Annotated in this window: 18 protein-coding genes; 11 read left to right on the top strand and 7 right to left on the bottom strand. The window is 64.6% G+C overall.

The features are described from left to right. The first annotated feature begins 24 nt into the window (after positions 1–24). Positions 25–798, top strand: a complete 774-nt coding sequence (locus ASD76_RS04305; protein WP_055922925.1) for a methyltransferase domain-containing protein — start codon at positions 25–27, stop codon at positions 796–798. On the opposite strand, the gene ppdK is transcribed toward ASD76_RS04305, so the two are convergent. Genes ppdK through ASD76_RS04290 form a run of 3 tightly spaced genes read right to left on the bottom strand, consistent with a single transcriptional unit; the run spans position 795 to position 6,703 of the window. Further along, complete coding sequence (gene ppdK, locus ASD76_RS04300; protein WP_055918971.1) at positions 795–3,470, bottom strand: pyruvate, phosphate dikinase; 2,676 nt, start codon at positions 3,468–3,470, stop codon at positions 795–797. The two genes, ASD76_RS04305 and ppdK, sit on opposite strands and share 4 nt — an antisense overlap. 60 nt (positions 3,471–3,530) lie before the next feature. Then, a complete protein-coding gene (glyS, locus tag ASD76_RS04295; protein WP_055922923.1) occupies positions 3,531–5,807 on the bottom strand; it encodes a glycine--tRNA ligase subunit beta in 2,277 nt (758 codons plus the stop codon). Continuing rightward, positions 5,804–6,703: a glycine--tRNA ligase subunit alpha gene (locus ASD76_RS04290; RefSeq protein WP_055918965.1), complete on the bottom strand. Its 900-nt coding sequence runs from the start codon at positions 6,701–6,703 to the stop codon at positions 5,804–5,806. Before ASD76_RS04290 ends, glyS begins: the two co-directional genes overlap by 4 nt. Positions 6,704–6,831: 128 nt before the next feature. Here ASD76_RS04290 and ASD76_RS04285 point away from each other — a divergent pair, with 128 nt between their 5' ends. From ASD76_RS04285 to ychF, 7 genes are all read left to right on the top strand, one after another. After that, positions 6,832–7,719 (top strand): TraB/GumN family protein, encoded by an 888-nt coding sequence (locus ASD76_RS04285; RefSeq protein ID WP_055918962.1) that lies wholly within the window; start codon positions 6,832–6,834, stop codon positions 7,717–7,719. Beyond that, positions 7,719–8,588 (top strand): TraB/GumN family protein, encoded by an 870-nt coding sequence (locus ASD76_RS04280; protein ID WP_055918959.1) that lies wholly within the window; start codon positions 7,719–7,721, stop codon positions 8,586–8,588. The genes ASD76_RS04285 and ASD76_RS04280 overlap by 1 nt, the downstream gene beginning before the upstream one ends. Positions 8,589–8,707: 119 nt before the next feature. Continuing rightward, the gene (locus ASD76_RS04275; RefSeq protein WP_055918956.1) at positions 8,708–9,355 is read left to right on the top strand and encodes a 50S ribosomal protein L25/general stress protein Ctc; all 648 of its coding nucleotides are present in this window, start codon (positions 8,708–8,710) and stop codon (positions 9,353–9,355) included. A gap of 75 nt (positions 9,356–9,430) precedes the next feature. Continuing rightward, positions 9,431–10,000, top strand: coding sequence for an aminoacyl-tRNA hydrolase (gene pth / locus ASD76_RS04270; protein ID WP_055918953.1), 570 nt, complete (start codon positions 9,431–9,433; stop codon positions 9,998–10,000). A gap of 4 nt (positions 10,001–10,004) precedes the next feature. Next, entirely contained in the window at positions 10,005–10,547 is a 543-nt protein-coding gene (locus tag ASD76_RS04265; RefSeq protein WP_055918951.1) for a hypothetical protein, read from the top strand. A gap of 72 nt (positions 10,548–10,619) precedes the next feature. Further along, the gene (locus tag ASD76_RS04260) at positions 10,620–11,675 is read left to right on the top strand and encodes a magnesium transporter (protein ID WP_055918947.1); all 1,056 of its coding nucleotides are present in this window, start codon (positions 10,620–10,622) and stop codon (positions 11,673–11,675) included. An 80-nt stretch (positions 11,676–11,755) separates the two neighbouring features. Further along, on the top strand, positions 11,756–12,856 hold the full coding sequence (ychF, locus tag ASD76_RS04255) for a redox-regulated ATPase YchF (protein WP_055918945.1): 1,101 nt from the start codon (positions 11,756–11,758) through the stop codon (positions 12,854–12,856). 63 nt (positions 12,857–12,919) lie between these two features. Here the strand turns inward: ychF and ASD76_RS04250 are convergent, their stop codons facing one another. After that, positions 12,920–14,179, bottom strand: a complete 1,260-nt coding sequence (locus ASD76_RS04250; RefSeq protein WP_055918942.1) for a hypothetical protein — start codon at positions 14,177–14,179, stop codon at positions 12,920–12,922. A 311-nt stretch (positions 14,180–14,490) separates the two neighbouring features. Between ASD76_RS04250 and gyrA the strand changes: the two genes are divergently transcribed. Together gyrA and ASD76_RS04240 are read left to right on the top strand one after the other, a co-directional pair. Then, positions 14,491–17,268, top strand: coding sequence for a DNA gyrase subunit A (gene gyrA / locus ASD76_RS04245; protein WP_055918938.1), 2,778 nt, complete (start codon positions 14,491–14,493; stop codon positions 17,266–17,268). Positions 17,269–17,338: 70 nt separating this feature from the next. After that, positions 17,339–18,112 (top strand): MerR family transcriptional regulator, encoded by a 774-nt coding sequence (locus ASD76_RS04240; RefSeq protein WP_055918936.1) that lies wholly within the window; start codon positions 17,339–17,341, stop codon positions 18,110–18,112. Here ASD76_RS04240 and ASD76_RS04235 read toward each other — a convergent pair. Beyond that, positions 18,109–18,795 (bottom strand): lysoplasmalogenase family protein, encoded by a 687-nt coding sequence (locus tag ASD76_RS04235; protein WP_055918933.1) that lies wholly within the window; start codon positions 18,793–18,795, stop codon positions 18,109–18,111. The two genes, ASD76_RS04240 and ASD76_RS04235, sit on opposite strands and share 4 nt — an antisense overlap. A 45-nt stretch (positions 18,796–18,840) precedes the next feature. Here ASD76_RS04235 and trmFO point away from each other — a divergent pair, with 45 nt between their 5' ends. After that, a complete protein-coding gene (trmFO, locus tag ASD76_RS04230) occupies positions 18,841–20,172 on the top strand; it encodes a methylenetetrahydrofolate--tRNA-(uracil(54)-C(5))-methyltransferase (FADH(2)-oxidizing) TrmFO (protein WP_055918929.1) in 1,332 nt (443 codons plus the stop codon). Positions 20,173–20,184: 12 nt separating this feature from the next. On the opposite strand, the gene ASD76_RS04225 is transcribed toward trmFO, so the two are convergent. Together ASD76_RS04225 and ASD76_RS04220 are read right to left on the bottom strand one after the other, a co-directional pair. Continuing rightward, the gene (locus ASD76_RS04225) at positions 20,185–20,637 is read right to left on the bottom strand and encodes a hypothetical protein (RefSeq protein WP_055918925.1); all 453 of its coding nucleotides are present in this window, start codon (positions 20,635–20,637) and stop codon (positions 20,185–20,187) included. A gap of 28 nt (positions 20,638–20,665) precedes the next feature. Then, positions 20,666–21,199, bottom strand: a complete 534-nt coding sequence (locus ASD76_RS04220; RefSeq protein ID WP_055918922.1) for a hypothetical protein — start codon at positions 21,197–21,199, stop codon at positions 20,666–20,668. Between the last annotated feature and the right edge of the window lie 227 nt (positions 21,200–21,426).

The following is a 21,426-nucleotide window of genomic DNA, read 5'->3' as shown; positions in this document are numbered from 1 at the left end:
GGCCGCGCAATGCAGGAGCCGCACATGTCCAGCGCGCCGCCGACCATCTTCTCGACCACTCGGCGGATCGCGGCGCGCCGTCGCATCCCCCAATTGCAGCGGCGGACGAACGCGGCGCGCTTCGTGGTCGAGGATATCGTCAGCGACATGCTGGAGCGGCTTGCCTTCCTGCGGCATGGGCCCAAGCAGGCGCTTGTGGTTGGGGACTGGACCGGTGAACTGGCGCGCTGCCTTCGGCAGCAGCGTGCCGAGGTTCACGAGGCCGACGCTGCCGATGGCTTCGATGAAGAACAGCCCTTCGCCGCAGGAAGCTTCGATTTCGTAGCGAGTGTCTCGTCGCTCGACACGGTGAACGACCTCCCCGGCGCCCTGATCCACATCCGCAAAGCGTTGGCCCCTGGCGGCCGGGCCATCGCCAGCTTTGTTGGAGCGGGCAGCTTGCCCGCGCTTCGCCAGATCATGCTGAGGGCCGACGGCGACCGGCCGGCGGCGCGGCTTCATCCACAAGTCGATGTGCGCGCAGGGGCGCAATTGCTCCAGCGTGCCGGTTGGGCGGATCCCGTGGCCGACAGTCGAACGCTGGCCGTGTCCTATCGCTCGCTCGAACAATTGGCCGCTGACCTGCGGGCGCAGGGTCTCGGCAATGTCCTTGCGTCGCGCACGCCACCTTTGGGCAAGGCCGGGCTGGAGCGGGCTCGTGCGGCCTTCACAGCCGCGATGGACGAGCGTGGCCGCGTGGTCGAGACCTTTGAAATCGTCACGCTCAGCGGCCGGCATCCTTCGAAGAACCCCGACTAGCTGCCTTTCAGAGCAGCCTGCGCAGCGGCAAGCCGCGCAATCGGCACCCGGTATGGCGAAGCGCTGACGTAATCGAGGCCGACGGCTTCGCAAAAGGCGATGCTGGCCGGATCGCCACCGTGCTCGCCGCAAATGCCGAGCTTGAGGTCGGGTCGGGTCGCCCTACCTCGTTCGGCAGCCAGCTTCACCAGTTCCCCTACCCCTTCGACATCAAGGCTAACGAACGGATCGCGCGGATAGATGCCTTGCGCCACGTAGACCTCGAGGAACCGCCCAGCATCGTCGCGACTGACACCCAGCGTGGTCTGGGTCAGGTCGTTGGTGCCGAACGAGAAGAACTTCGCTTCCTCCGCAATCTCGCCCGCCATGAGTGCGGCGCGCGGCAGCTCGATCATCGTGCCGACCGTGTAGTCAAGCGTACGGCTCTTCTCGGCGAAGACCTTGGCGGCCGTCTCGTCGACCAGTGCCTTGAGGATCGCCAGTTCCTTCTTCGTGGCCACCAGCGGGATCATCACCTCAGGCACCACAGCTTCGCCGCTTGCTTCGGCGACCTCACAGGCCGCCTCGAAGATCGCCCGCGCCTGCATTTCGTAGATCTCGGGGAACGTGATGCCGAGCCGGCAGCCACGATGGCCAAGCATCGGGTTGAACTCATGCAGTTCCTCGGCCCGGCGCTTGAGGTGGTCGATGCCGATGCCGGTCGCTTCGGCGAGGTCGGCAAAGTCGTGCTCTTCCTGCGGCAAGAACTCGTGCAGCGGCGGATCGAGCAGGCGGATCGTGCACGGCAGGCCCGCCATCGACTGGAATATCTTGGTGAAGTCGGCCCGCTGTTCAGGCAGCAGCTTGGCCAGGGCGCGGCGGCGGCCGGCTTCGTCGTCTGCGAGGATCATCTGCCTGACGGCGCTGATGCGGTCGGCATCGAAGAACATGTGTTCCGTACGGCACAGGCCAATGCCCTCGGCACCGAACTGGCGCGCCATGCGGCAATCGAGTGGCGTTTCGGCGTTGGTGCGGACCTTCATCCGACGGTGACGGTCGGCCCATTCCATCAAGGTGCCAAAGTCGCCCGCCAGTTCAGGCTCGATCGTCGCCACTTCGCCGGCCATGACCTCACCAGTCGCGCCATCGATGGTGAGCGTGTCGCCCTCCACCAACTCGCGGCTGCCGATGCGCAGCTTGCGGTTTGCCAGGTCGATCGACACCGCCGACGCGCCGGAGACGCACGGCCTGCCCATTCCGCGCGCCACCACAGCCGCGTGGCTGGTCATGCCCCCGCGAGCGGTCAGTACGCCTTGGGCCGCGTGCATCCCGTGGATGTCTTCCGGGCTGGTTTCGACACGGGCGAGGATGACTTTCTCACCGCGGGCGCGCCACGCCTCGGCTGTATCGGCATCGAGCACGATCTTGCCGCTCGCGGCGCCGGGGCTGGCAGGCAAGCCCTTGGTCAGCACGTCGCGCGGCGCATCGGGATCAAGCGTCGGGTGGAGCAGCTGGTCGAGCGCCATCGGGTCGACGCGCAGGATCGCGGTCTTCTCGTCGATCAGGCCCTCATCGACCATGTCGACCGCCATCTTGAGCGCCGCCTTGGCTGTGCGCTTGCCGCTGCGGGTCTGGAGCATCCACAGCTTGCCCTGCTGCACGGTGAACTCGATGTCCTGCATGTCGCGGTAGTGCCGCTCGAGCAGATCGAACACGCGGGAGAGTTCGGCATAGGCCTCGGGCATCGCCTCTTCCATCGACAGCGCCGAAGCTCCGGCGCGTTCGCGGGCAGACTTGGTCAGGTACTGCGGCGTGCGGATGCCGGCGACGACGTCCTCGCCCTGGGCGTTGACCAGCCATTCGCCGTAGTAGGCCCGCTCGCCAGTCGAAGGATCGCGAGTGAACGCGACGCCGGTCGCGCTGGTCTCGCCCATGTTGCCGAACACCATCGCCTGAACATTGACCGCCGTGCCCCAATCGCCCGGAATGTCGTTGAGGCGCCGGTAGACTTTGGCGCGGTCGGACTCCCAGCTGTCGAACACCGCGGCGATGGCGCCGTGGAGCTGGTCCCACGGATCGTCGGGAAACTCGCGCCCGCTCTCTTCGCGAACGATGGCCTTGTAGCGCTGGGTCAGCGCCTTGAGGTCTGCAACGCCGAGTTCGGTATCGAGCAGGACGCCCTGGTCTTCCTTGGCGATCTCGAGCGCTTCTTCGAACAGGCCGTGATCGGCGCCCATGACAACGTCAGCGTACATCTGGATGAAGCGGCGGTAGCTATCCCAGGCGAAGCGCTCGTCGCCGCTCGACCGTGCAAGGCTCTCCACAGCCTGCTCGTCGAGGCCGAGGTTGAGCACAGTGTCCATCATGCCCGGCATCGAGACCCGGGCGCCCGAGCGGACCGAGACCAGCAGCGGCACGCCCGAACCCGGAACGCCGAAGCGACAGCCGGTGGCTTGTTCGATGTGAGCGATGCCGGTCCGGATCTCGTCCGAAAGCGTGGCTTGCAAGGTCTGCCCGCCAGCGTTGTAGGCGAGGCATTCCTCGGTGGTGATGGTGAAACCCGGAGGGACCGGCAGACCGATCCCGGCCATCTCGGCGAGGTTAGCACCCTTGCCGCCGGTGACGGTCTTGTCCTTGGCCCGCGGGTCCTCGTGAACCGCGCCGCCGCCAAAGGTATAGACCGTCTTGCTCATCTTAACTCCCGGTTTTCTGTCTGGGGGTGACGGGGTGACACGGTACCCCGAATTGTAAACTTACCCTTCGATGCGCGAGAAATCCGCCACGTTGTGCACCGCACCACGGAACCGTGCAAGCAGGTCCAGACGGGCGGCGCGCTTGTCTGAATTCTCGTCGTTCACCGTCACCTCGTCAAAGAACCGGTCGATCGGTGCGCGGAGCGAAGCGAGCGCGGCCATGGCGCCTTCGAACGCCTCGGCATCAATGGCGGCGCTGGCCTTGGGCTCGGCTAGGTCGAGCGCGTCGATCAGGGCCTTTTCCGCGGGTTCAGGCGTGTAGGAGAGTTCTTTGCCATGCCGCTCGGCCATTTTGGCGGCGATCACCGGGGCAAGGTCGGGATCGTCGACCAACGCCAGGGGATCTTCCTCGCCAGTGCGGGCAATCTCACCCTCGATCCCGCGCCAGTCTTCCTTCTTGAGGATGTTGGCGGCGCGTTTGTAGCCGGCGAGCAGGTTGGTGCCGTCCTCGGTGCCGACGAAGGATTGGAGGGCGCGGACACGGGCGAGCAGGCGGACGAGGTCGTCTTCGCTGCCGAGCGCGAACACCGCGTCGATCAGATCGTGACGGACGCCGGCCTCGCGTTGCTGGACTTTGAGGCGGTCGGCAAAGAACTCGAGGAGATCGTGTGCCCTGACGTCAAAGCTGGCGGAGTATGCCCCAAAGGGCTTTAGGCCCACACCGAGCATGCTCATGACGGCCTCGCTCCCGATGCCGTCAGCTCTTAGCGCCTCCATCTTCCTACGAACTGCTGCATCTTGGGCCGCCTTCATAGCGACACCACCCGCTTGGGTTGCCTTATCGAGCGTCGGAATAAGTCCGAGCCGCAGCCCGTTCCTCAGAATCAAACTCTGAACTGCCAGTGCCGCGCGACGCAATGCGAACGGATCCTTAGAACCGGTGGGCTTCTCGTCAGCGGCCCAAAAACACCCGAGCGTATCGAGCTTGTCCGCCAAGCTCACCGCCACGGTCACCGGCGCGGTGGGTACTTCGTCACCCTGCCCGACCGGCTTGTAGTGATCGCGGATGGCATCAGCGACGGCATCCGGCAGCCCCTCGGCGCGGGCGTAGTAGCCGCCCATCAGGCCTTGCAGTTCGGGGAACTCGCCGACCATGTCGGTGACGAGGTCTGCCTTGCACAGTTCCGCAGCCTGGCGCGCCAGCTTCGGATCGCAGTTCGGGACGATGCCCTCAGCCGCCAGCCACTCGGCCAGCTTGGCCACCCGCTCGACCTTGTCGGCCACAGTGCCAAGCTTCTCGTGGAAGGTGATCCGCGAGAGCTTCTTCGCCTGCTCGACCAGTGGGGTCTTACGATCCTGCTGCCAGAAGAACCGCGCATCGCTCAGGCGCGCGGCCAGGACCTTGCGGTTGCCATCGACAATCGCCGCGCCGCCGTCTTTCGCCTCGATATTGGCGGTGCAGACGAAGGCATTGGCGAGCTTGCCGCCTTGCTCGCAGACGAAATACTTCTGGTTGATACGGGCGGTTAGCTGGATGACCTCAGGCGGAACCTCAAGAAACGCCTCATCGAACCGGCCGAGCAAGGGCACCGGCCATTCGGTGAGGCCGGCGTTCTCGATCACCAGGCCCTCATCCTCGATCAACGCCAGCCCGGCATCGGCCGCAGCCTTAGCTGCGCCGGAACGGATAAGGTTCTGCCGCTCCTCGTGATCGACGATTACGTGGCAGGCGCGCAGCTTTTCCTGGTAGTCCGCCGCGCCGCCGATGGTGATCGGGCCGGCGTGATGGAAACGATGGCCGAGCGTCATGTAGCCGCTGGCGACATCGCCGACGGAGCACTCGACCAGGTCCTCGCCGAAGATCGCCACGATGCCCGAAAGCGGACGCACCCAGCGCGGGCTGTCGGTGGTGAGCGAAGCTGCACCCCAACGCATCGACTTGGGCCACGGGAAAGCGCGCGCGATGACGGGAATGGCGTCGGCCAGCACGACCTTGACCGCCCTGCCCGGCTTCTCGACCACCGCGAACAACACGCCGTCACGCTCTTCGAGCCGATCCTGCGTCAAGCCGCTCTTGCGCAGGAAGCCTTCGAGGGCCTGAGGCGGCGCACCGACGCGGGGCCCCTTGGTCTCCTCACGCACGGCCTCGGTCGCTTCGGGCAAGTCACGCGCGATCAGCGCCAGGCGCCGCGGCGTCGACCACACTGTGATCTGGCCAGGGGTGACACCCGCCGTTTCCAGCTCCTTGCGGAACAGCTTCTCGAGATCGGCGCGTGCGCCGGCTTGCATCCGGGCGGGGATTTCCTCGCAGCGAAGTTCGAGCAGGAAGTCGGTCATGCCGTCCACCCCGCGTAGTCGCGGGCCCAACGGTCCGCTTCCTTGGCCATGTGCGCCTCGCAGGACCCACGCGCGAGATCACGCACCCGGCCCATGTAGCTAGCCCGCTCCTGCACGCTGATCACGCCGCGCGCCTGGAGCAGGTTGAACACATGGCTCGCCTCGACCGCCTGTTCATAAGCAGCGATCGGAACGCCATTCGCCAGAGCGTTGCGGCACTCAGCCTCCGCCTTGGCGAACAAGTCGAACAGTGCATCCGTGTTAGCGACCTCGAAGTTCCACTTCGACATCTGCTTCTCGTTCTCCAGGAACACGTCACCATACGTCACGCCGCGACCGTTGAAGTCCAGGTCGAACACGTTGTCCTTGTTCTGGATATACATCGCCAGGCGCTCGAGACCGTAAGTCAGCTCGCCCGAGACCGGCTTGCAGTCGAAGCCGCCCATTTGCTGGAAGTAAGTGAACTGCGTCACTTCCATCCCGTCGCACCAGACTTCCCAGCCCAAGCCCCAGGCGCCGAGTGTCGGACTTTCCCAATCGTCTTCCACAAAGCGGATATCGTGCTTGAGCGGGTCGATGCCGATGACCTCGAGGCTCTTGAGGTAGAGCTCCTGCAGGTCCGGCGGGCTCGGCTTGAGGATCACCTGGTACTGGTAATAGTGCTGCAGCCGGTTGGGATTTTCGCCGTAGCGCCCGTCGGTGGGACGGCGGCAGGGCTGCACGAAGGCGGCGTTCCACGGCTCCGGCCCTAGCGCGCGCAGCGTCGTCGCGGTGTGGAAAGTGCCTGCCCCCATGCGCATGTCGTAGGGTTGCAGGATCAGGCAGCCCTGGGCACTCCAGAAATCGTGGAGCGCGAGGATCATGTCCTGGAAGCTCTTGGACGGGTCGCGGTTCATTGCGCGCGGCCATGGCGGACGGTCACAGTAGCGTCAATATCACACCCGCTTAGAAGAATGAGGGAACTAGTGGCGAACGCGCGGGCGAGTCTCTAAATGAGGCTGAATTTCCAGGGGCCTTCATCCCAATGTCGTTCAAACGTCTCGTTGCCAGCGTTGCCGCCCTTGCGCTCGGACTATCCGGCTGCGCGACTGTCGAGACTCCGCCGTCCGGCGCAGTGCCGGGTCCGGCGCTGTGGGCCGTCTCGGATGCCGATACGACGATCTACCTGTTCGGCACCGTGCACGCCTTGCCAAAAGACAAGAACTGGTTCGATGGGCGTATCGAGAAAGCGTTCAACGCATCGGACGAACTGGTAACCGAAGTCGACCTGACTGACGTTTCGGGCTCGACCAGCGCGCTCCAGGCCGCGGGAATGCTGCCCGAAGGCAAGTCCCTGCGCGACATGATGACGCCGGAGAATCGCCAGGAGTACGAAGCGGCCCTGGTATCGCTCGGCCTACCGGTCGAGGCGCTCGACAAGATTGAGCCCTGGTTCGCCGCGATGACGCTTTCGCTGCTGCCCGTCCTGCGCTCCGGATACGATACCGAAGCGGGGGTCGAGAAGGCGCTGGGTGGCTTCGCCGGCGAGAGCAAGAAGCGCGACGCGCTTGAAACAATCGACCAGCAGATCGCCTTGTTCGACGGCATGCCGCTCGAAGCGCAGCTGGCGTTCCTCGACCAGACGGTCGAAGCCGTGCCGAGCTCGACCAACTCGCTCGATGCGATGGTGGCCGAATGGCTCGAAGGCGATGCCAAGCAACTCGCGGCGCTGATGAATTCAGAGATGAGCGATCCGGCGCTTTACGAGCGGCTGCTGACTTCGCGCAACGCCAACTGGGCGGGCTGGATCGTGCAGCGTCTTGAGCAGCCGGGAACGGTGTTCATCGCCGTCGGCGCTGGACACCTCGCCGGCAAAGGCAGCGTGCAGGACCAGTTGCGCAAGCGCGGACTCAAGGTCCGGCGTATCTGGTGATGCTGCGTTTCCTGTTGGCGGTGCTCGGTGCACTCGCACTGGCCGGGTGCCAGAGCGAGCCCCCGAAGCCCGCCCGCGAGTGGCCCTCCCCCTCGCCTGCACTGTGGCATGTGACCGGCCGGAATGGCGAGCAGGCCTGGCTGTTCGGCACGATCCACGCCTTGCCTGATGGCGCCGAATGGCGGACGCCCGCGTTCGAGAAAGCCTTTGCCGAGTCCGACTTGCTCGTGGTCGAAATCGGCAACCTCGGTGACGCGCAGGAGGCAGCCGATGCCTTCCAGGCCTTCGCCAAGACCTCTCCGCAACCCAAGCTCAGCACTCGGGTCGCCGCGGCCGACCAAGCTGCCCTCGCCGCGCTCATGCAGCGGGCCGGGATGTCGGACGACGACTTCTGGGACGTGAAAACCTGGGCCGCCGCGCTAATGCTGGCCAACGCCGTCCGCGATAGCGAGGCGGGCAATGGGGTCGACCGAGCGTTGCTCGAGGCCGGGAAACCCGTCGAAGGGCTCGAGACCTTTTCGGGTCAGTTCGGCCGGTTCGATGGCCTCAGCCCGCTGCAACAGCGCGACCTGCTCGCCGGGATCGCCCACGAGGCCGCGCAGGACCAGACCGACGAGCGGATCGAGGCCTGGCTCACGGGCGACATCGCCGCCCTCGAAACCCAGATGAACCAAGGCTACCTGATGAGCCCCGCGCTGCGAAAAGCGCTGCTGACCGACCGCAACCACCTGTTCGCGGCCAAAGTCGCGGCCACGCTCGAACAGGGCCGCAAGCCGTTCGTGGCCGTAGGCGCGGCGCACATGCTGCGTTCGGACGGACTGCCGGCGCTGCTTGCCAAGCGTGGGTACGAGGTCAAACGGATCCAGTAGCGAGCCGCTTCCGCTTGCATCGCGGGGCCTTTGCCCGTAAGGGCGCGCCCTTCCTGGCCATGGTCATCCCTGGAGGCGTGGCGGGAAGTTGTATCAAACGCTTTCGAAAGGCAAATGACATGAGCGATGCTCTGACCCTGCCGGCCGAGCTACGCGAACGGGCTGGCAAGGGAGCCTCCCGTGCACTGCGTCGCGACGGTCGTGTCCCCGCTGTGATCTACGGCGGCAAGGACGAACCCATTGCAATTCACGTTGAAGAGCGGGTGCTTTCCCGCCAGCTCAACACCGGTCACTTCATGAACTCGATCGTCATGCTCGAGATCGGCGGCAAGACCGTGCGCACCCTGCCCAAGGACGTTGCGCTTCACCCGGTCTCCGACCGTCCGCTGCACGTCGACTTCTTCCGCCTGACGAAGAACGCCAAGGTCGAAGTCGCGGTCCCGGTCGTGTTCGTGAACGAAGACGCCAGCCCCGGCCTCAAGAAGGGCGGTGTGCTCAACGTCGTTCGTCACGACCTCGAACTGGTCTGCGAAGCCGACAAGATCCCGAGCGAAGTCCAGCTGGACGTGACCGGGCTCGACATTGGCGATTCGATCCACATCAGCAACGTCGCCCTGCCGCAAGGTTCGGAAAGCGCGATCACCGACCGTGATTTCACGATCGCCACGATCGTTGCTCCGTCGGCCCTGAAGCAGAGCGCAGCCGCTGCTGCTGAAGAAGGCGCAGAGGAAGCTGGCGAAGCCGCCGAGGAAGCTTCCGAAGGCTGATCCAGCCCGACGAAACGAACTACGAAGCGCCGGCCTTGCCTAGCAAGGCCGGCGTTTTGCTTTTAGGGAACCGCGATGCAGCTCTGGGTTGGCCTCGGAAATCCCGGTCCACAATACGCGATGCAGCGGCACAACGTCGGCTTCATGGCGCTCGACGTGCTGGCCGACATGCATTCGTTCGGTCCGGTGCAGAAGAAATTCCAGGGTTGGCTCCAGGAAGGAAGGATCGCGGGCATTCGCGTCCTCCTGCTCAAGCCGGCCACCTTCATGAACGAAAGCGGCCGCGCGGTTGGCGAGGCGCTGCGCTTCTACAAGCTCGATATCAGTGCCCTGACCGTATTCCATGACGAGCTCGACCTCGCCCCCTTCAAGGTCAAGGTGAAGCACGGCGGCGGCACCGCTGGGCACAATGGGCTGCGCTCGATCGACCAGCACCTCGGCCCCGATTTCCGGCGCGTGCGGATCGGCATCGGCCACCCGGGTCACAAGGACCGCGTCACGGGCTACGTCCTCGGCAACTACACGAAGACCGAAATGGACCCGCTCGCAGGCATGCTTGGGGCGATCGGCTCCGAGGCGGAATGGCTCGCACAGGAAGACGAAGTGCGGTTCATGAACGACGTGGCACTACGCCAACAGGACTGAGGCGATGGATCGGATCCTGGTGCTCGGCCCTTGTGGCGCAGGCAAGAGCACCCTGGCCGCCGAGCTTGGCAAGCGCCTCGACCTGCCGGTCATCCATCTCGATGCTGAATACTGGCGAGCGGGCTGGATCGAGCCGCCGCGCGAGGAATGGGAGGCCAAAGTCGAGGAGCTGATTGCCCGACCGCGCTGGGTCATGGACGGCAACTACGGCAGTTCGCTGGCGCGCCGGCTGCAACGCGCGGACCTGGTTGTGAACCTCGACTATCCGCGCCGGGTGTTCTTCCCCCGGATGATCTGGCGCTTGCTCAAGAACTGGGGCCGCACCCGCCCAGACGTGGCTCCCGGCTGCGACGAGCGCTTCGACCTGGAGTTCTGGCGTTATACCTGGCGCTACCGCATCGACGTGGAACCACGGCGGGCGGCGAGGATCGCAGAATCCGGCGTCCCGGTGATAGCACTCCGCAGTCCACGCGAAGCTCGGGACTGGCTGGTGCAAAGCACTGAAACGATGGACTCCTGGAATCCGGCACTACCTCGCAAGAACTAGTCTTCCCCGATATTGTGCTTTGCCGATCGGCAGTTCGCACTTATCCTCGGGCAACACAGATCTGGGGGGCTCATGGACCAGGTTCTTACGGAAGAGACCGTTTCCAGCAAGGCGCCGGTACCGCCCGCAGCCGTAATCTCAGCCAAGGCGCAGGAGCGCAACGCGCGCGTACGCGACATCATGGCGCCGCCCGTCGGCGTCTATCGCGGCAACGCCACGGTGGCGGAAACGACCGAAGCGCTGAGGGAAGCCACCCGCACCGCCTTCATCACCTATTGCTACATCACCGACGAGGACAACCGCCTCGAAGGCCTGGTGGTCATGCGCGACATGCTGTTGGCCAAGCCCGAAGACAAGCTGTCCGACATCATGCTGCGCGATCCCTTCACGCTGCAGGAAGACATGCCGCTAGACGAAGCGCTGAAGTCCGCGCTCGTGCGGCACTATCCGGTCTATCCGGTGATCGACGCCAACGGCACGCTGGCTGGACTGGTGCGCGGCGAAACGCTGTTCGCCAACCGGGCCATCGCCATCAGCGGCCAGGCGGGAAGCATGGTCGGTGTCGAGAAGGAAGAACGCCTCGAAACACCGCTCCGGCGCAGTCTGATGCTCCGCCATCCCTGGCTGCAGATCAACCTGCTCACGGCCTTCGTTGCCGCCGCGGTCGTCGGCATCTTCGAAGGCACCCTGAGCAAACTCGTGATCCTCGCCGTGTTCCTGCCGGTCATGGCCGGACAGACCGGCAACACGGGCTGTCAGGCCCTGGCGGTCACACTGCGGGGCATGACGCTCGGCGACCTCAAGCCGGGGTCGGAGCGAAGCCTGGTAATCAAGGAAGGCACGCTCGGCTTCTGCAACGGCCTACTCGTCGGGGCGACCGCAGGCATTGGCATGATCATTTACGCCACCATGCAGGGAGAAGCCGAGCCCTGGGTCCTTGGGTCTGTCGTAGCCGTGTCGATGATCGTCGCCTGTACGGTCGCCAGTATCGCGGGCGCGCTGATCCCGTTGACGCTGAAGAAGCTGGGTGCCGATCCGGCCACCGCCTCAAGCATCTTCCTTACCACCGCGAGCGATGTGGCGAGCATGGGCATCTTCCTTTCGCTGGCTACGGTTCTGCTGACCTAGCGCTCTGAGCAGCGCTTGGCTGGCCTTTCGGGTCAAGCCCCGCTAAGGCGCGCCGCACACCAGACCAGAGGACACTTTTCATGGGATTCCGCTGCGGGATCGTCGGCCTGCCCAACGTGGGCAAATCGACCCTGTTCAACGCGCTTACCGAAACGCAGGCTGCCCAGGCGGCCAACTATCCGTTCTGCACGATCGAACCGAATGTCGGCCAGGTCTCCGTGCCTGACGAACGGCTCGACAAGATCGCTGCGATCGCCGGTTCGGCCAAGATCGTGCCGACGCAGTTGGCTTTCGTCGACATCGCCGGCCTCGTGAAAGGTGCGAGCAAGGGCGAAGGTCTCGGCAACCAGTTCCTCGGCAACATCCGCGAAGTGGACGCGATCGTCCACGTGCTGCGCTGCTTCGAGGACGACGACATCCAGCACGTCGCGAACAAGATCGATCCGCTGACCGACGCCGAAGTGGTCGAAACCGAGTTGATGCTGTCGGACCTTGAGAGCCTCGAAAAGCGGGTTCCCGCTGCACAGAAGCGCGCCACGAGCGGCGACAAGGAAAGCAAGCTCGCCGCCAGCGTGCTCGGCCAGGCGCTGGACCTGCTGCGCGAAGGCAAGCCCGCCCGGCTGACCGAGCCGAAGGACGAGGAAGAAGCTCGCGTCTTCGCCCAGGCCCAGCTCCTCACCGCCAAGCCGGTCCTCTACGTGTGCAACGTCGCCGAAGCGGACGCCGCGAGCGGTAACGCCTTGTCCGAACAGGTCTTCGCCAAGGCCAAGGCCGAAGGCGCGCAGGCCGTCGTGGTTTCAGCAGCCATCGAGGCTGAACTGGTCGCCATGGATCCCGAAGACCGCGGTGAATTCCTAAGCGAGCTGGGGCTCAAGGAAACCGGGCTCGCCCGCGTCATCCGCGCTGGTTACGATCTGCTCGGCCTCAAGACCTTCTTCACCGCCGGCCCCAAGGAAGCGCGCGCCTGGACGTTCCACAACGGAGCCAAAGCCCCGCAGGCGGCAGGTGAAATCCACACCGACTTCGAAAAGGGCTTCATCCGCGCCGAGACGATTGCGTTCGACGATTTCGTCACGCTCGGCGGGGAGGCTCGCGCTCGTGAGGCCGGCAAGCTGCGCCAGGAAGGCAAGGAATACGTGGTGCAAGACGGCGACGTCATGCTGTTCAAGTTCAACGTCTGATACGAAAACGGCGCGGAAGGCCTTGCCCTCCGCGCCGCATTTCTTGCCAGCTTTGCCGCGCTATCAGGCGCGGGAGTCTGCGTAGGCCGCCCACATCCGGGCCACCGTCGCACGGGCGCCGGTCACCTGGCCAAATGTCGCCTGGGCGTCGCTGTACCTGTTCTGGTGCACTTGCGCGATGCCGAGCCGGGTCAGAGTCTGGTCGCGATCGACGCCGCCCTTCTCCAACGCCAGCTTGAACATCTCTTCGGCCTCGGCATAGGAGCCGATCGAGAGGAACACGTCGCCAGCGACCTGCGCGTCGCGGCCGGAACCCGACTTGCGGGCATCGGCGGCAAGCTGCGGCGCATCCTTGCGGTCGGCTGCCGCGCGCTCATCGACCACGCGCTTGACTTCACTGTAGTACTGGTCGCCCGTCGTCATCACGCCGGCCTGAACGGCTGCATCGAGCACGCGCCCGACTTCGTTAGACATGACGCGCGGATCGGCCGTCTCGATGTAGGTGACGTATTCGCGCCGGTCGCTCATCGCGTTGGTCAGCGCCATGAGACGCAGCAAGTCGAGTTGGGCCTGCTTATCCGTCGTGGTCAGCGAGTTGACCACCTGGAGGGCCTGGAGCCACTTCTTGTCGGACGTGCCATGAGTCACGAGCAGGGTCGACCACTCAAGCGTCTTGTCGTCGAGCTTGGCGTTGTAGGCAACCTGCAGACCGCGCACCAGCCACTGGTCGGGAACGGGCTGGCCGGCGGCGACGCGCTTTTCGATCTGGCTCTGTAGATAATCGAGCCCTTGGGCGTTCTGCCCTTCACCGAAATAGGACTCGGCAATCAGGCCTTCAGGATTGTCCGCGGTACGACCCGCAGCAACAGCCGCCAGAAGAGCTGTGCGCGCGGCCGGGAAATCCTTGGCGTTATAGGCCAGGTTGCCGACGAGGAATTGGAGTTCGCCGACCTGGGCCGGATCGACCTTGCCGCTGGCGAGCATCAACTCGAGGCCCTGCCGCTGCAACACGGGATCGTTGAGCTTGTTGCCCAGGATCAGCGAGAGATTGCCGGCGATGTTCTTATCGTCCGGGGTCTCAGCCGCAGCGATGACGCCGGGAAGCTGCGCCTTGGCTGCTGCAAGATCACCACCGGGCGCGTTCGTGATGTCCGCCACCGGCTTGTAAGCTGCGGCAAAACCTTTCGAATTCTGCGCAAATGCGGGGGACGCAGTCATTGCCGTGCCGACGACGGCACCGCCCGTCAGGGCGAGCGCCAGCGCAAGGGCGGAACTCAGTCCGCCGCGAGACTTGCGGCATGCATTACCTGTCTTGGGGAACATGTTTCGAAACTCTCCTTTGGGGGGCTTGAACCGGTTCGTGGCGGGCCATAGCAAATAGTGCGCGCGCTACTGCCGGGAAACTCCGAAATTTGCAATTCATCCTAGGAATCGCGGTATGAACGCCCATTTAACCACTTGCAGACCTCCCCTCCGGACAGTCCGTTCAGAGGTTCACTCCAGTAGCGGCGGCAAGTGTGGATAAAGAGCCAGACTGCCATGCACCCTATACCCTTCGACTGGCCTGATAGTGCCCTTTGGCCTAGGGCCTTTGAGACAAGACGAAACGACAGCAAGACGGGCTAACCGCGCAGGTGAACGACATTACCGATACCCCCGAGCCACCGGTGTCCCAACCGGGTGACTTCGAACGCATCGACATCGTCGATGAGATGAAGACTTCATACCTCGATTACGCGATGAGCGTGATCGTCAGCCGTGCGCTGCCCGACGTGCGCGACGGCCTCAAGCCGGTTCACCGCCGTATTCTCTACGCCGCCCAGGAAGGCGGCTACGTCGCCGGACGTCCCTATCGCAAATCGGCCAACATCGTCGGTGACGTGATGGGTAAGTACCACCCGCACGGCGACAGCGCGATCTACGACGCGCTCGCCCGCATGGTGCAGCCGTGGTCGCTGCGCGTGCCGCTGATCGACGGCCAGGGCAACTTCGGCTCGATGGACCCGGATCCGCCGGCGGCGATGCGTTACACGGAATCGCGCCTGGCACGGGTGGCGAACGCGCTGCTCGACGATCTCGACAAGGATACCGTTGATTTCGTTCCCAACTATGACGCCTCGCGCAACGAGCCTTCGGTGCTTCCGGCGCGCTTCCCGAACTTGCTGGTCAACGGCACGGGCGGCATCGCGGTCGGCATGGCAACCAACATCCCGCCGCACAACCTGGGCGAAGTGATCGACGGCTGCCTGGCGATGATCGAAAATCCCGGCATCACGACCGAGGAACTGATCGAATACATCCCCGGCCCCGATTTCCCGACCGCCCCGCTTATTCTCGGCAGCGCAGGCAGCCGAGCTGCCTATACCACCGGCCGCGGCTCCATCCTCCAGCGTTGCCGTCACTCGATCGAAGAGGGCCGCGGCGACAGGCAATCGATAGTGCTGACGAGCATGCCCTACCAGGTCGGCAAGGCCGGACTGGTCGAAAAGATCGCCGAGGCCGCCAAGGACAAGCGGATCGAAGGCATTTCGGACATCCGCGACGAATCCAACCGCCAGGGCGTGCGCGTGGTCATCGACCTCAAGCGCGACGCGACCGCAGATGTCGTACTCAACCAGCTGTGGCGCCACACCCCCGCGCAGTCGAGCTTCCCGGCGAACATGCTGGCGATCCGCGGTGGGCGTCCCGAAACGCTGGCGCTGCGCGAAATCATTCACGCGTTCATCCAGTTCCGCGAACAAGTCATCACTCGGCGCACCAAGTTCGAACTGAACAAGGCGCGCGACAGGGCGCACTTGTTGCTCGGCCTGGTTGTCGCGGTGTCGCACCTCGATGAAGTCGTGGCGTTGATCCGCGGATCTTCGAACCCGGCAGACGCGCGCACCAAGTTGCTGGCCAAGGAATGGCCGACTGCTGAGATCACCCAGTACCTGACGCTGGTAGAGGCGGTCGAGCCCGACCTGGGTGGGGCCGATGGTACTTATCGTCTGTCGGAAATGCAGGTGAAGGCGATCCTCGATTTGCGCCTGCATCGCCTGACCGCGCTTGGCCGCGACGAAATCGGCGACGAGCTCAAGGAGCTCGCGATTGCGATCGAGGAATACCTCTCGATTCTCGGCGACCGCCGTCGACTCTACGAAGTCATGCGGCAGGAACTGACCGAGATTCACGAACAGTACGCCACGCCACGCGTCAGCGAGATCGCACCGGCCTGGGACGGCATCGACGACGAGGACTTGATCGAACGCGGCGAGATGGTCGTGACCGTCACGCTCGACGGCTACATCAAGCGCACGCCCCTCTCCACCTTCCGCGCCCAGAACCGCGGCGGCAAAGGCCGCGCCGGCATGGCGACGAAGGAAGAGGATGCGGTTTCGGAGATGTTCGTCACCAGCACCCATAACCCGGTGCTGTTCTTCTCCACCGCCGGCAAGGTCTACCGCCTCAAGGTCTGGAAGCTGCCCGAAGGCGGCCCGGCCACGCGCGGACGTCCGATCGTCAACCTGTTGCCGGCGCTGGACCAGGGCGAAGCCATCGCCGCCGTTCTTCCATTGCCTGAGGATGAGGATAGCTGGGGCGCCCTCAGCGTCGTCTTCGCTACGGCCAAGGGCAACGTCCGGCGCAACTCGATGGACGCGTTTGCGAACATTCCAACGAACGGCAAGTTCGCCATGCGCTTCGAGGATGGAAGCGACGATCGCCTGATCGGGGTCGCATTGCTCGATTCCGGCGATGACGTGCTCTTGGCGAGCAGCGACGGCAAGGCGATCCGCTTCGCTGCCGACGACATTCGTGAGTTCCAGTCGCGTACGTCGACTGGCGTTCGCGGCATGAACCTGAAGGGCAAGGACGAAGTCGTCTCGCTCTCGATCCTCCACCGCGTCGGCGTGAGGGACCAGGACGAGCGTGACGACTATCTGCGCTTCGCACCCTGGAAGGCCGAAAAGGAAGGCGAACCGAACTTGTCTGCCGACCGCTTTGCGGAATTGGCTGAAAGGGAACAGTTCATCCTCACGGTCTGCGCCAACGGCTACGGCAAGCTGTCCTCGGCTTACGAGTACCGTCGCACCGGCCGCGGTGGCCAGGGCATCACCAACATCGACAACATCGCCCGCAATGGCGCGGTGGTGGCGAGCTTCACCGCGACCAAGGCCGACCAGCTCATGCTGGTGACCGACCAGGCCAAGCTGATCCGCATCGGGCTCGAGTCCTTGCGCGTGATCGGGCGTGGCTCGGCGGGCGTGCGACTGTTCAACGTCGCCGACGACGAGCACGTGGTCAGCGCCGTTCGCCTCGACGAGCCGGACGAGGACGTGGAAGAGTTGGTGGCTGAGGACGGGGTCGAAGTGGATAGCTCCGAACCCGCACCCGAACCGACACCCGACGGAGACGAAAACGGGGCCGAAGAGTAATCGCACTCTTCGGCCTTGACCCTCACGTGGCGTGAGGGACTATTGAGTCGCCCTGCGGAAGGACGACGACATGGGCACTTACACCGTCAAGCAGCTCGCCAGGCTCTCCGGAGTCTCGGTGCGCACGCTTCATCACTACGACGAAATCGGGCTGCTCCGGCCGGCGTTCATCGGCGAGAACCGCTATCGCTACTACGGGCGCGAGGAACTGCTGCGCCTGCAGGACATCCTGTTCCATCGTGAGCTAGGCGTGCCGCTGCAGGAAATCGCACGGCTCCTGGCAAGCGAAGGGCGCAACCGCGTAGCCATTCTCTCGGAACACCGGTCCATTCTGGCCAACCGGGTCGAGCGTTCTCGCCAACTCCTCCGCACGATCGACCGCACGATCGCGGAACTGAACGGAGAAGGCACGATGAAAGACAAAGACCTCTACCACGGCTTCGCGCCGGAAAAACAAGCGGACTACGAGGCGCAACTAGTCGACCACTTAGGCCAAGACGCCCGCAAGGGGATCGAAGCCAGCAAAGCGCACTGGGGCGAAGCCGGACCAGAGAAGATGCGTGCAGCCTTGGAGGAAGGCGATGCCGCGGAAATGGCGCTGGTGGAACGCTTCCGCGCGGGCGCCCCTGCAGTCGATGCCAGTCTCTCTCCGGCATTGAACCGTCACCGCGATTGGGTTTCGACGATGTGGGGTCGTGAATGTCCGCCCCAAGCCTATGGAGGTCTCGCTGACCTATACCTCTCGCACCCGGGCTTTCGCGCCCGATATGAGGCGCACGGCAATGGGTTCACCGAGTGGCTGGCAACCGCGATGAAGACGCATGCCTCTCGACTCGAAGCCTAGCCGTTCTTGACCAGGCGCAGCTCCGGATCGCGCTTGCGCAACGTGCTTACGAGCCCGGTCGCGATCAGGAGTTGCCCGAGGTAGTAGACCGGCCAGACAAGCACGAGCGGCACCACGCTGCCCTGCAACGGCCCCATCTCGGCGAACAGCAGCAAGTCGGAGACCAGGAACAGCGCTGCCCCCGCCCCAACCCGATAGCGGGGGAAATCGCTGGCCCAGGCGCTGGCGCACATGGCGCCGAGTGCCAGGCCATATAGGCCCATGTTCAACGCCTGGGCGCGATCCGCAGGCATCATCCAGGCGATCAGTGGCGTGAGGATCAACATCGCCACGACCGCGGCCTTCTGGCTCGGCGAAAGTTCTTCGCGCCGGTTTCGCAGGTAAACGCCCATCGCCATCACGTGGTAGGCAAAGAACAGCAGCCCGCCGATCGTCCGTTCCGCGCTAACCTCCAACGCCACGTCACCAAGCGCAGCTGCCCCAAAGGCCCAGGCCATCAGCCTCGCGTCGGGACTTGAATGACGCAGCCACAGGTACGCGGCGAGCAACCCGACGGCCGCGCCTTTGATCGGGATGAGGTAGAGTTCGGGCAATGGCCCCCAACGCAAGTAGTAGAACGCCAGGGCCGCGACGATGCTGGCCAGGATGAGCGGACGTTTCTCGGCTAGCGCGCGTCGGGACATGCCTTTCCTTGACGCGGCGGGCGCCCGGGAGCAAGCGCCCGTTGCATGACGTACCAGGTCCATATCATCGGCGGCGGCCTCGCCGGCAGCGAAGCCGCGTGGCAACTCGCCCGTCGCGGCGTAAAAGTTCGGCTTTCGGAAATGCGCGGCGGCGGCGGGTCGACGCCCGCTCACCAGACCGACGGGCTGGCCGAGCTCGTCTGCTCGAACAGCTTCCGCTCCGACGACGATGAGCGCAACGCCGTCGGCCTGCTTCATCACGAGATGCGGCGCCTGGACTCGCTCATCATGCGCGCTGGCGAAGTCGCGCGTGTACCCGCAGGTTCGGCTCTGGCCGTCGACCGCGACGTGTTCTCGGGGGAAGTCCAGAAAGCCCTCGAGAGCCATCCGAACATCGAGATCGTGCGCGAAAAGGTCGACGCACTCCCCGAAAGCGGCCTGACCATCTGCTCCACCGGCCCCCTGACCGCAGCCTCGCTCGCCGAGAGCATCGGTCGCGCCACCGGTAGCGACAGCCTGGCCTTCTTCGATGCCATCGCGCCCATCGTCCACCACGAGAGCGTCGACATGTCGGTGTGCTGGATGCAGTCGCGGTGGAACAAGGGCGACGGCAAGGATTACATCAACTGCCCGATGGACAAGGAGCAGTACCTAGCCTTCCACCAGGGCCTGATCGACGGCGAGAAGACCACCTTCAAGGAGTGGGAGGAGAACACTCCCTACTTCGAAGGCTGCATGCCGATCGAAGTCATGGCCGAGCGCGGCGTCGACACACTGCGCTATGGACCTATGAAGCCGGTCGGGCTCGACGATCCCCGCACCGGCCGCTGGCCTTATGCCGTGGTGCAGCTGCGGCAGGACAACAAGCTCGGCACCTTGTGGAACATGGTCGGGTTCCAGACCAAGCTCCGCCATGCCGAACAAGTCCGGCTGTTCCGCACGATCCCGGGCCTGGAGAATGCCGAATTCGCCCGGCTCGGCGGGCTCCATCGCAACACGTTCCTGAACTCCCCCACCCTGCTCGACCGCCAGCTGCGCCTGAAAAGCGCTCCGCACATTCGCTTCGCCGGGCAGATCACCGGCTGCGAGGGCTATGTCGAAAGCTCGGCGGTCGGTCTCCTCACCGGCTTGATGACCGCGGCGGAAGTGGCTGGGCACGATTGGACCTCCCCTCCCCGTACGAGCGCGATGGGCGCCCTCCTCGCGCATATCACCGGAGATGCCGAGGCTGAAAACTACCAGCCGATGAACGTGAACTTCGGCCTTTTCCCACCGCTGCACGACGTGAAGAAGAAGCAGCGGAAAGAAGCCTACACCGAACGCGCCAAGGCCGACTTTGGCGAATGGCTCGCTTCCACCGAAAAGGTCCCCGCCTGACGGGCTGGGGCCTCAACAGCTACAACGCGGGGTGCTTGTTGGCTTGGGCGCCGTCGCTGCAAACTCCTTCTGGGTGAGCGAGCGGTTGCCATCCGCATCCGCGCTTTCGAAGCGCTTCACGGTGGTCACGGCCCACTCCTCGAACGTCAGCAGGTTGTTCCCGTCGACGTCCAGGTCGCGAAAGGCCCCGGTGCGGGTCGAGAGCATTTCCTCGCGGGTGATCGCCAGGTCGCGGTTGCGATCGTAGCGGAAGAACCGACGCTGCTCCTGGTTGAGCTCGCTCGCTTCAGGCGGGGCCGGACCTTTCAGTCCGGCGATGTCGGCGCTGGGAAGCCCCGTCGGAGCCGCCTCCGGGACGGTGGGTGGCGGCGCGGCCTTTTCCACCTCCGCCCTGCCCTGTAGCCAGAACAAGCCGATGCCGGCGAACACGAGCGCGCCAAACGCGCCCAGCACAATGCGATTCACAGAGCCCCCTTTAATTTCAGGGACTTAACTACCGCCCGATAAGCCCGATCCGCAAGACCAGAAGCGCACTTGCCCTGCCGGAGAGCAGGGGCGCCCCTCCCTTCCGCAGCGCTGCCGCTCCCAATCCCGCCAGCACAGCCAGCGGCCGAAGCGAGCGCGGCAAGCGCGGGACGCTCAGGTCCTTTCGGTAGCCCACCACTCGGGCCCGCTCCGCATCGTTCGAGATGTTGGCCGCCAAGTCCGCCAGCGCCCACACTTCGGCGGCCGCACGCGCGTCCTCGGTCGCCTCCACTCCCAACTCGCGCGCAAGGCAGGTAAACGCCGCCCCCCGCCCCGCGATGAATTCAGCGATTACGTCGGATGTGAGGTCTTCCGAAAGCAGCGCCTCCCAGCCCGAAGCCAGCGCCGCGAGGCCGGAGGGATCACGCCATTCGCGCAACGCCTCGAGCACCGGTTCGCCCAGCGGCCACCGCGCTGGATCGCGCCCGAGCGTCTCTCGCCACCAGGCCAGGCGGACCTGCGCCATGAGCGGTTCACGGCGCAAACGAAGGATCGCGGTCATGCGCTGGTCGAGCGCCAATATGGTTAACCACTCCTTGCGACTACGGCCATCTACGTAGTGAAAAGCGAGCCTTTCTGGTTCTAGTAGACCGTCAAGCAAAGTCGCCTCAGCCGCCATCATTACGCCTTCCTACTGGGGAAAGGCTGGCGTCCGGGCGGCAAGAATCTGAACTTCGATCGAGACTTGACCATTGCCGCTCCGCCCTTCGAAAAGTTTATCTTCGTTAA

This window comes from Altererythrobacter sp. Root672, from assembly GCF_001427865.1.
Taxonomy (GTDB): domain Bacteria; phylum Pseudomonadota; class Alphaproteobacteria; order Sphingomonadales; family Sphingomonadaceae; genus Croceibacterium_A.
Note: the sequence above shows the minus strand (reverse complement) of the source record. Positions and strands in the feature narration are given on the sequence as shown.

Coding starts and splice junctions, on each gene's coding strand:
- ASD76_RS04305 (WP_055922925.1), top strand. CDS start 25: ATGTCCAGCGCGCCGCCGACCATCTTCTCGACCACTCGGCGGATCGCG.
- ppdK (WP_055918971.1), bottom strand. CDS start 3,470: ATGAGCAAGACGGTCTATACCTTTGGCGGCGGCGCGGTTCACGAGGAC.
- glyS (WP_055922923.1), bottom strand. CDS start 5,807: ATGACCGACTTCCTGCTCGAACTTCGCTGCGAGGAAATCCCCGCCCGG.
- ASD76_RS04290 (WP_055918965.1), bottom strand. CDS start 6,703: ATGAACCGCGACCCGTCCAAGAGCTTCCAGGACATGATCCTCGCGCTC.
- ASD76_RS04285 (WP_055918962.1), top strand. CDS start 6,832: ATGTCGTTCAAACGTCTCGTTGCCAGCGTTGCCGCCCTTGCGCTCGGA.
- ASD76_RS04280 (WP_055918959.1), top strand. CDS start 7,719: ATGCTGCGTTTCCTGTTGGCGGTGCTCGGTGCACTCGCACTGGCCGGG.
- ASD76_RS04275 (WP_055918956.1), top strand. CDS start 8,708: ATGAGCGATGCTCTGACCCTGCCGGCCGAGCTACGCGAACGGGCTGGC.
- pth (WP_055918953.1), top strand. CDS start 9,431: ATGCAGCTCTGGGTTGGCCTCGGAAATCCCGGTCCACAATACGCGATG.
- ASD76_RS04265 (WP_055918951.1), top strand. CDS start 10,005: ATGGATCGGATCCTGGTGCTCGGCCCTTGTGGCGCAGGCAAGAGCACC.
- ASD76_RS04260 (WP_055918947.1), top strand. CDS start 10,620: ATGGACCAGGTTCTTACGGAAGAGACCGTTTCCAGCAAGGCGCCGGTA.
- ychF (WP_055918945.1), top strand. CDS start 11,756: ATGGGATTCCGCTGCGGGATCGTCGGCCTGCCCAACGTGGGCAAATCG.
- ASD76_RS04250 (WP_055918942.1), bottom strand. CDS start 14,179: ATGTTCCCCAAGACAGGTAATGCATGCCGCAAGTCTCGCGGCGGACTG.
- ASD76_RS04240 (WP_055918936.1), top strand. CDS start 17,339: ATGGGCACTTACACCGTCAAGCAGCTCGCCAGGCTCTCCGGAGTCTCG.
- ASD76_RS04235 (WP_055918933.1), bottom strand. CDS start 18,795: ATGTCCCGACGCGCGCTAGCCGAGAAACGTCCGCTCATCCTGGCCAGC.
- trmFO (WP_055918929.1), top strand. CDS start 18,841: ATGACGTACCAGGTCCATATCATCGGCGGCGGCCTCGCCGGCAGCGAA.
- ASD76_RS04220 (WP_055918922.1), bottom strand. CDS start 21,199: ATGACCGCGATCCTTCGTTTGCGCCGTGAACCGCTCATGGCGCAGGTC.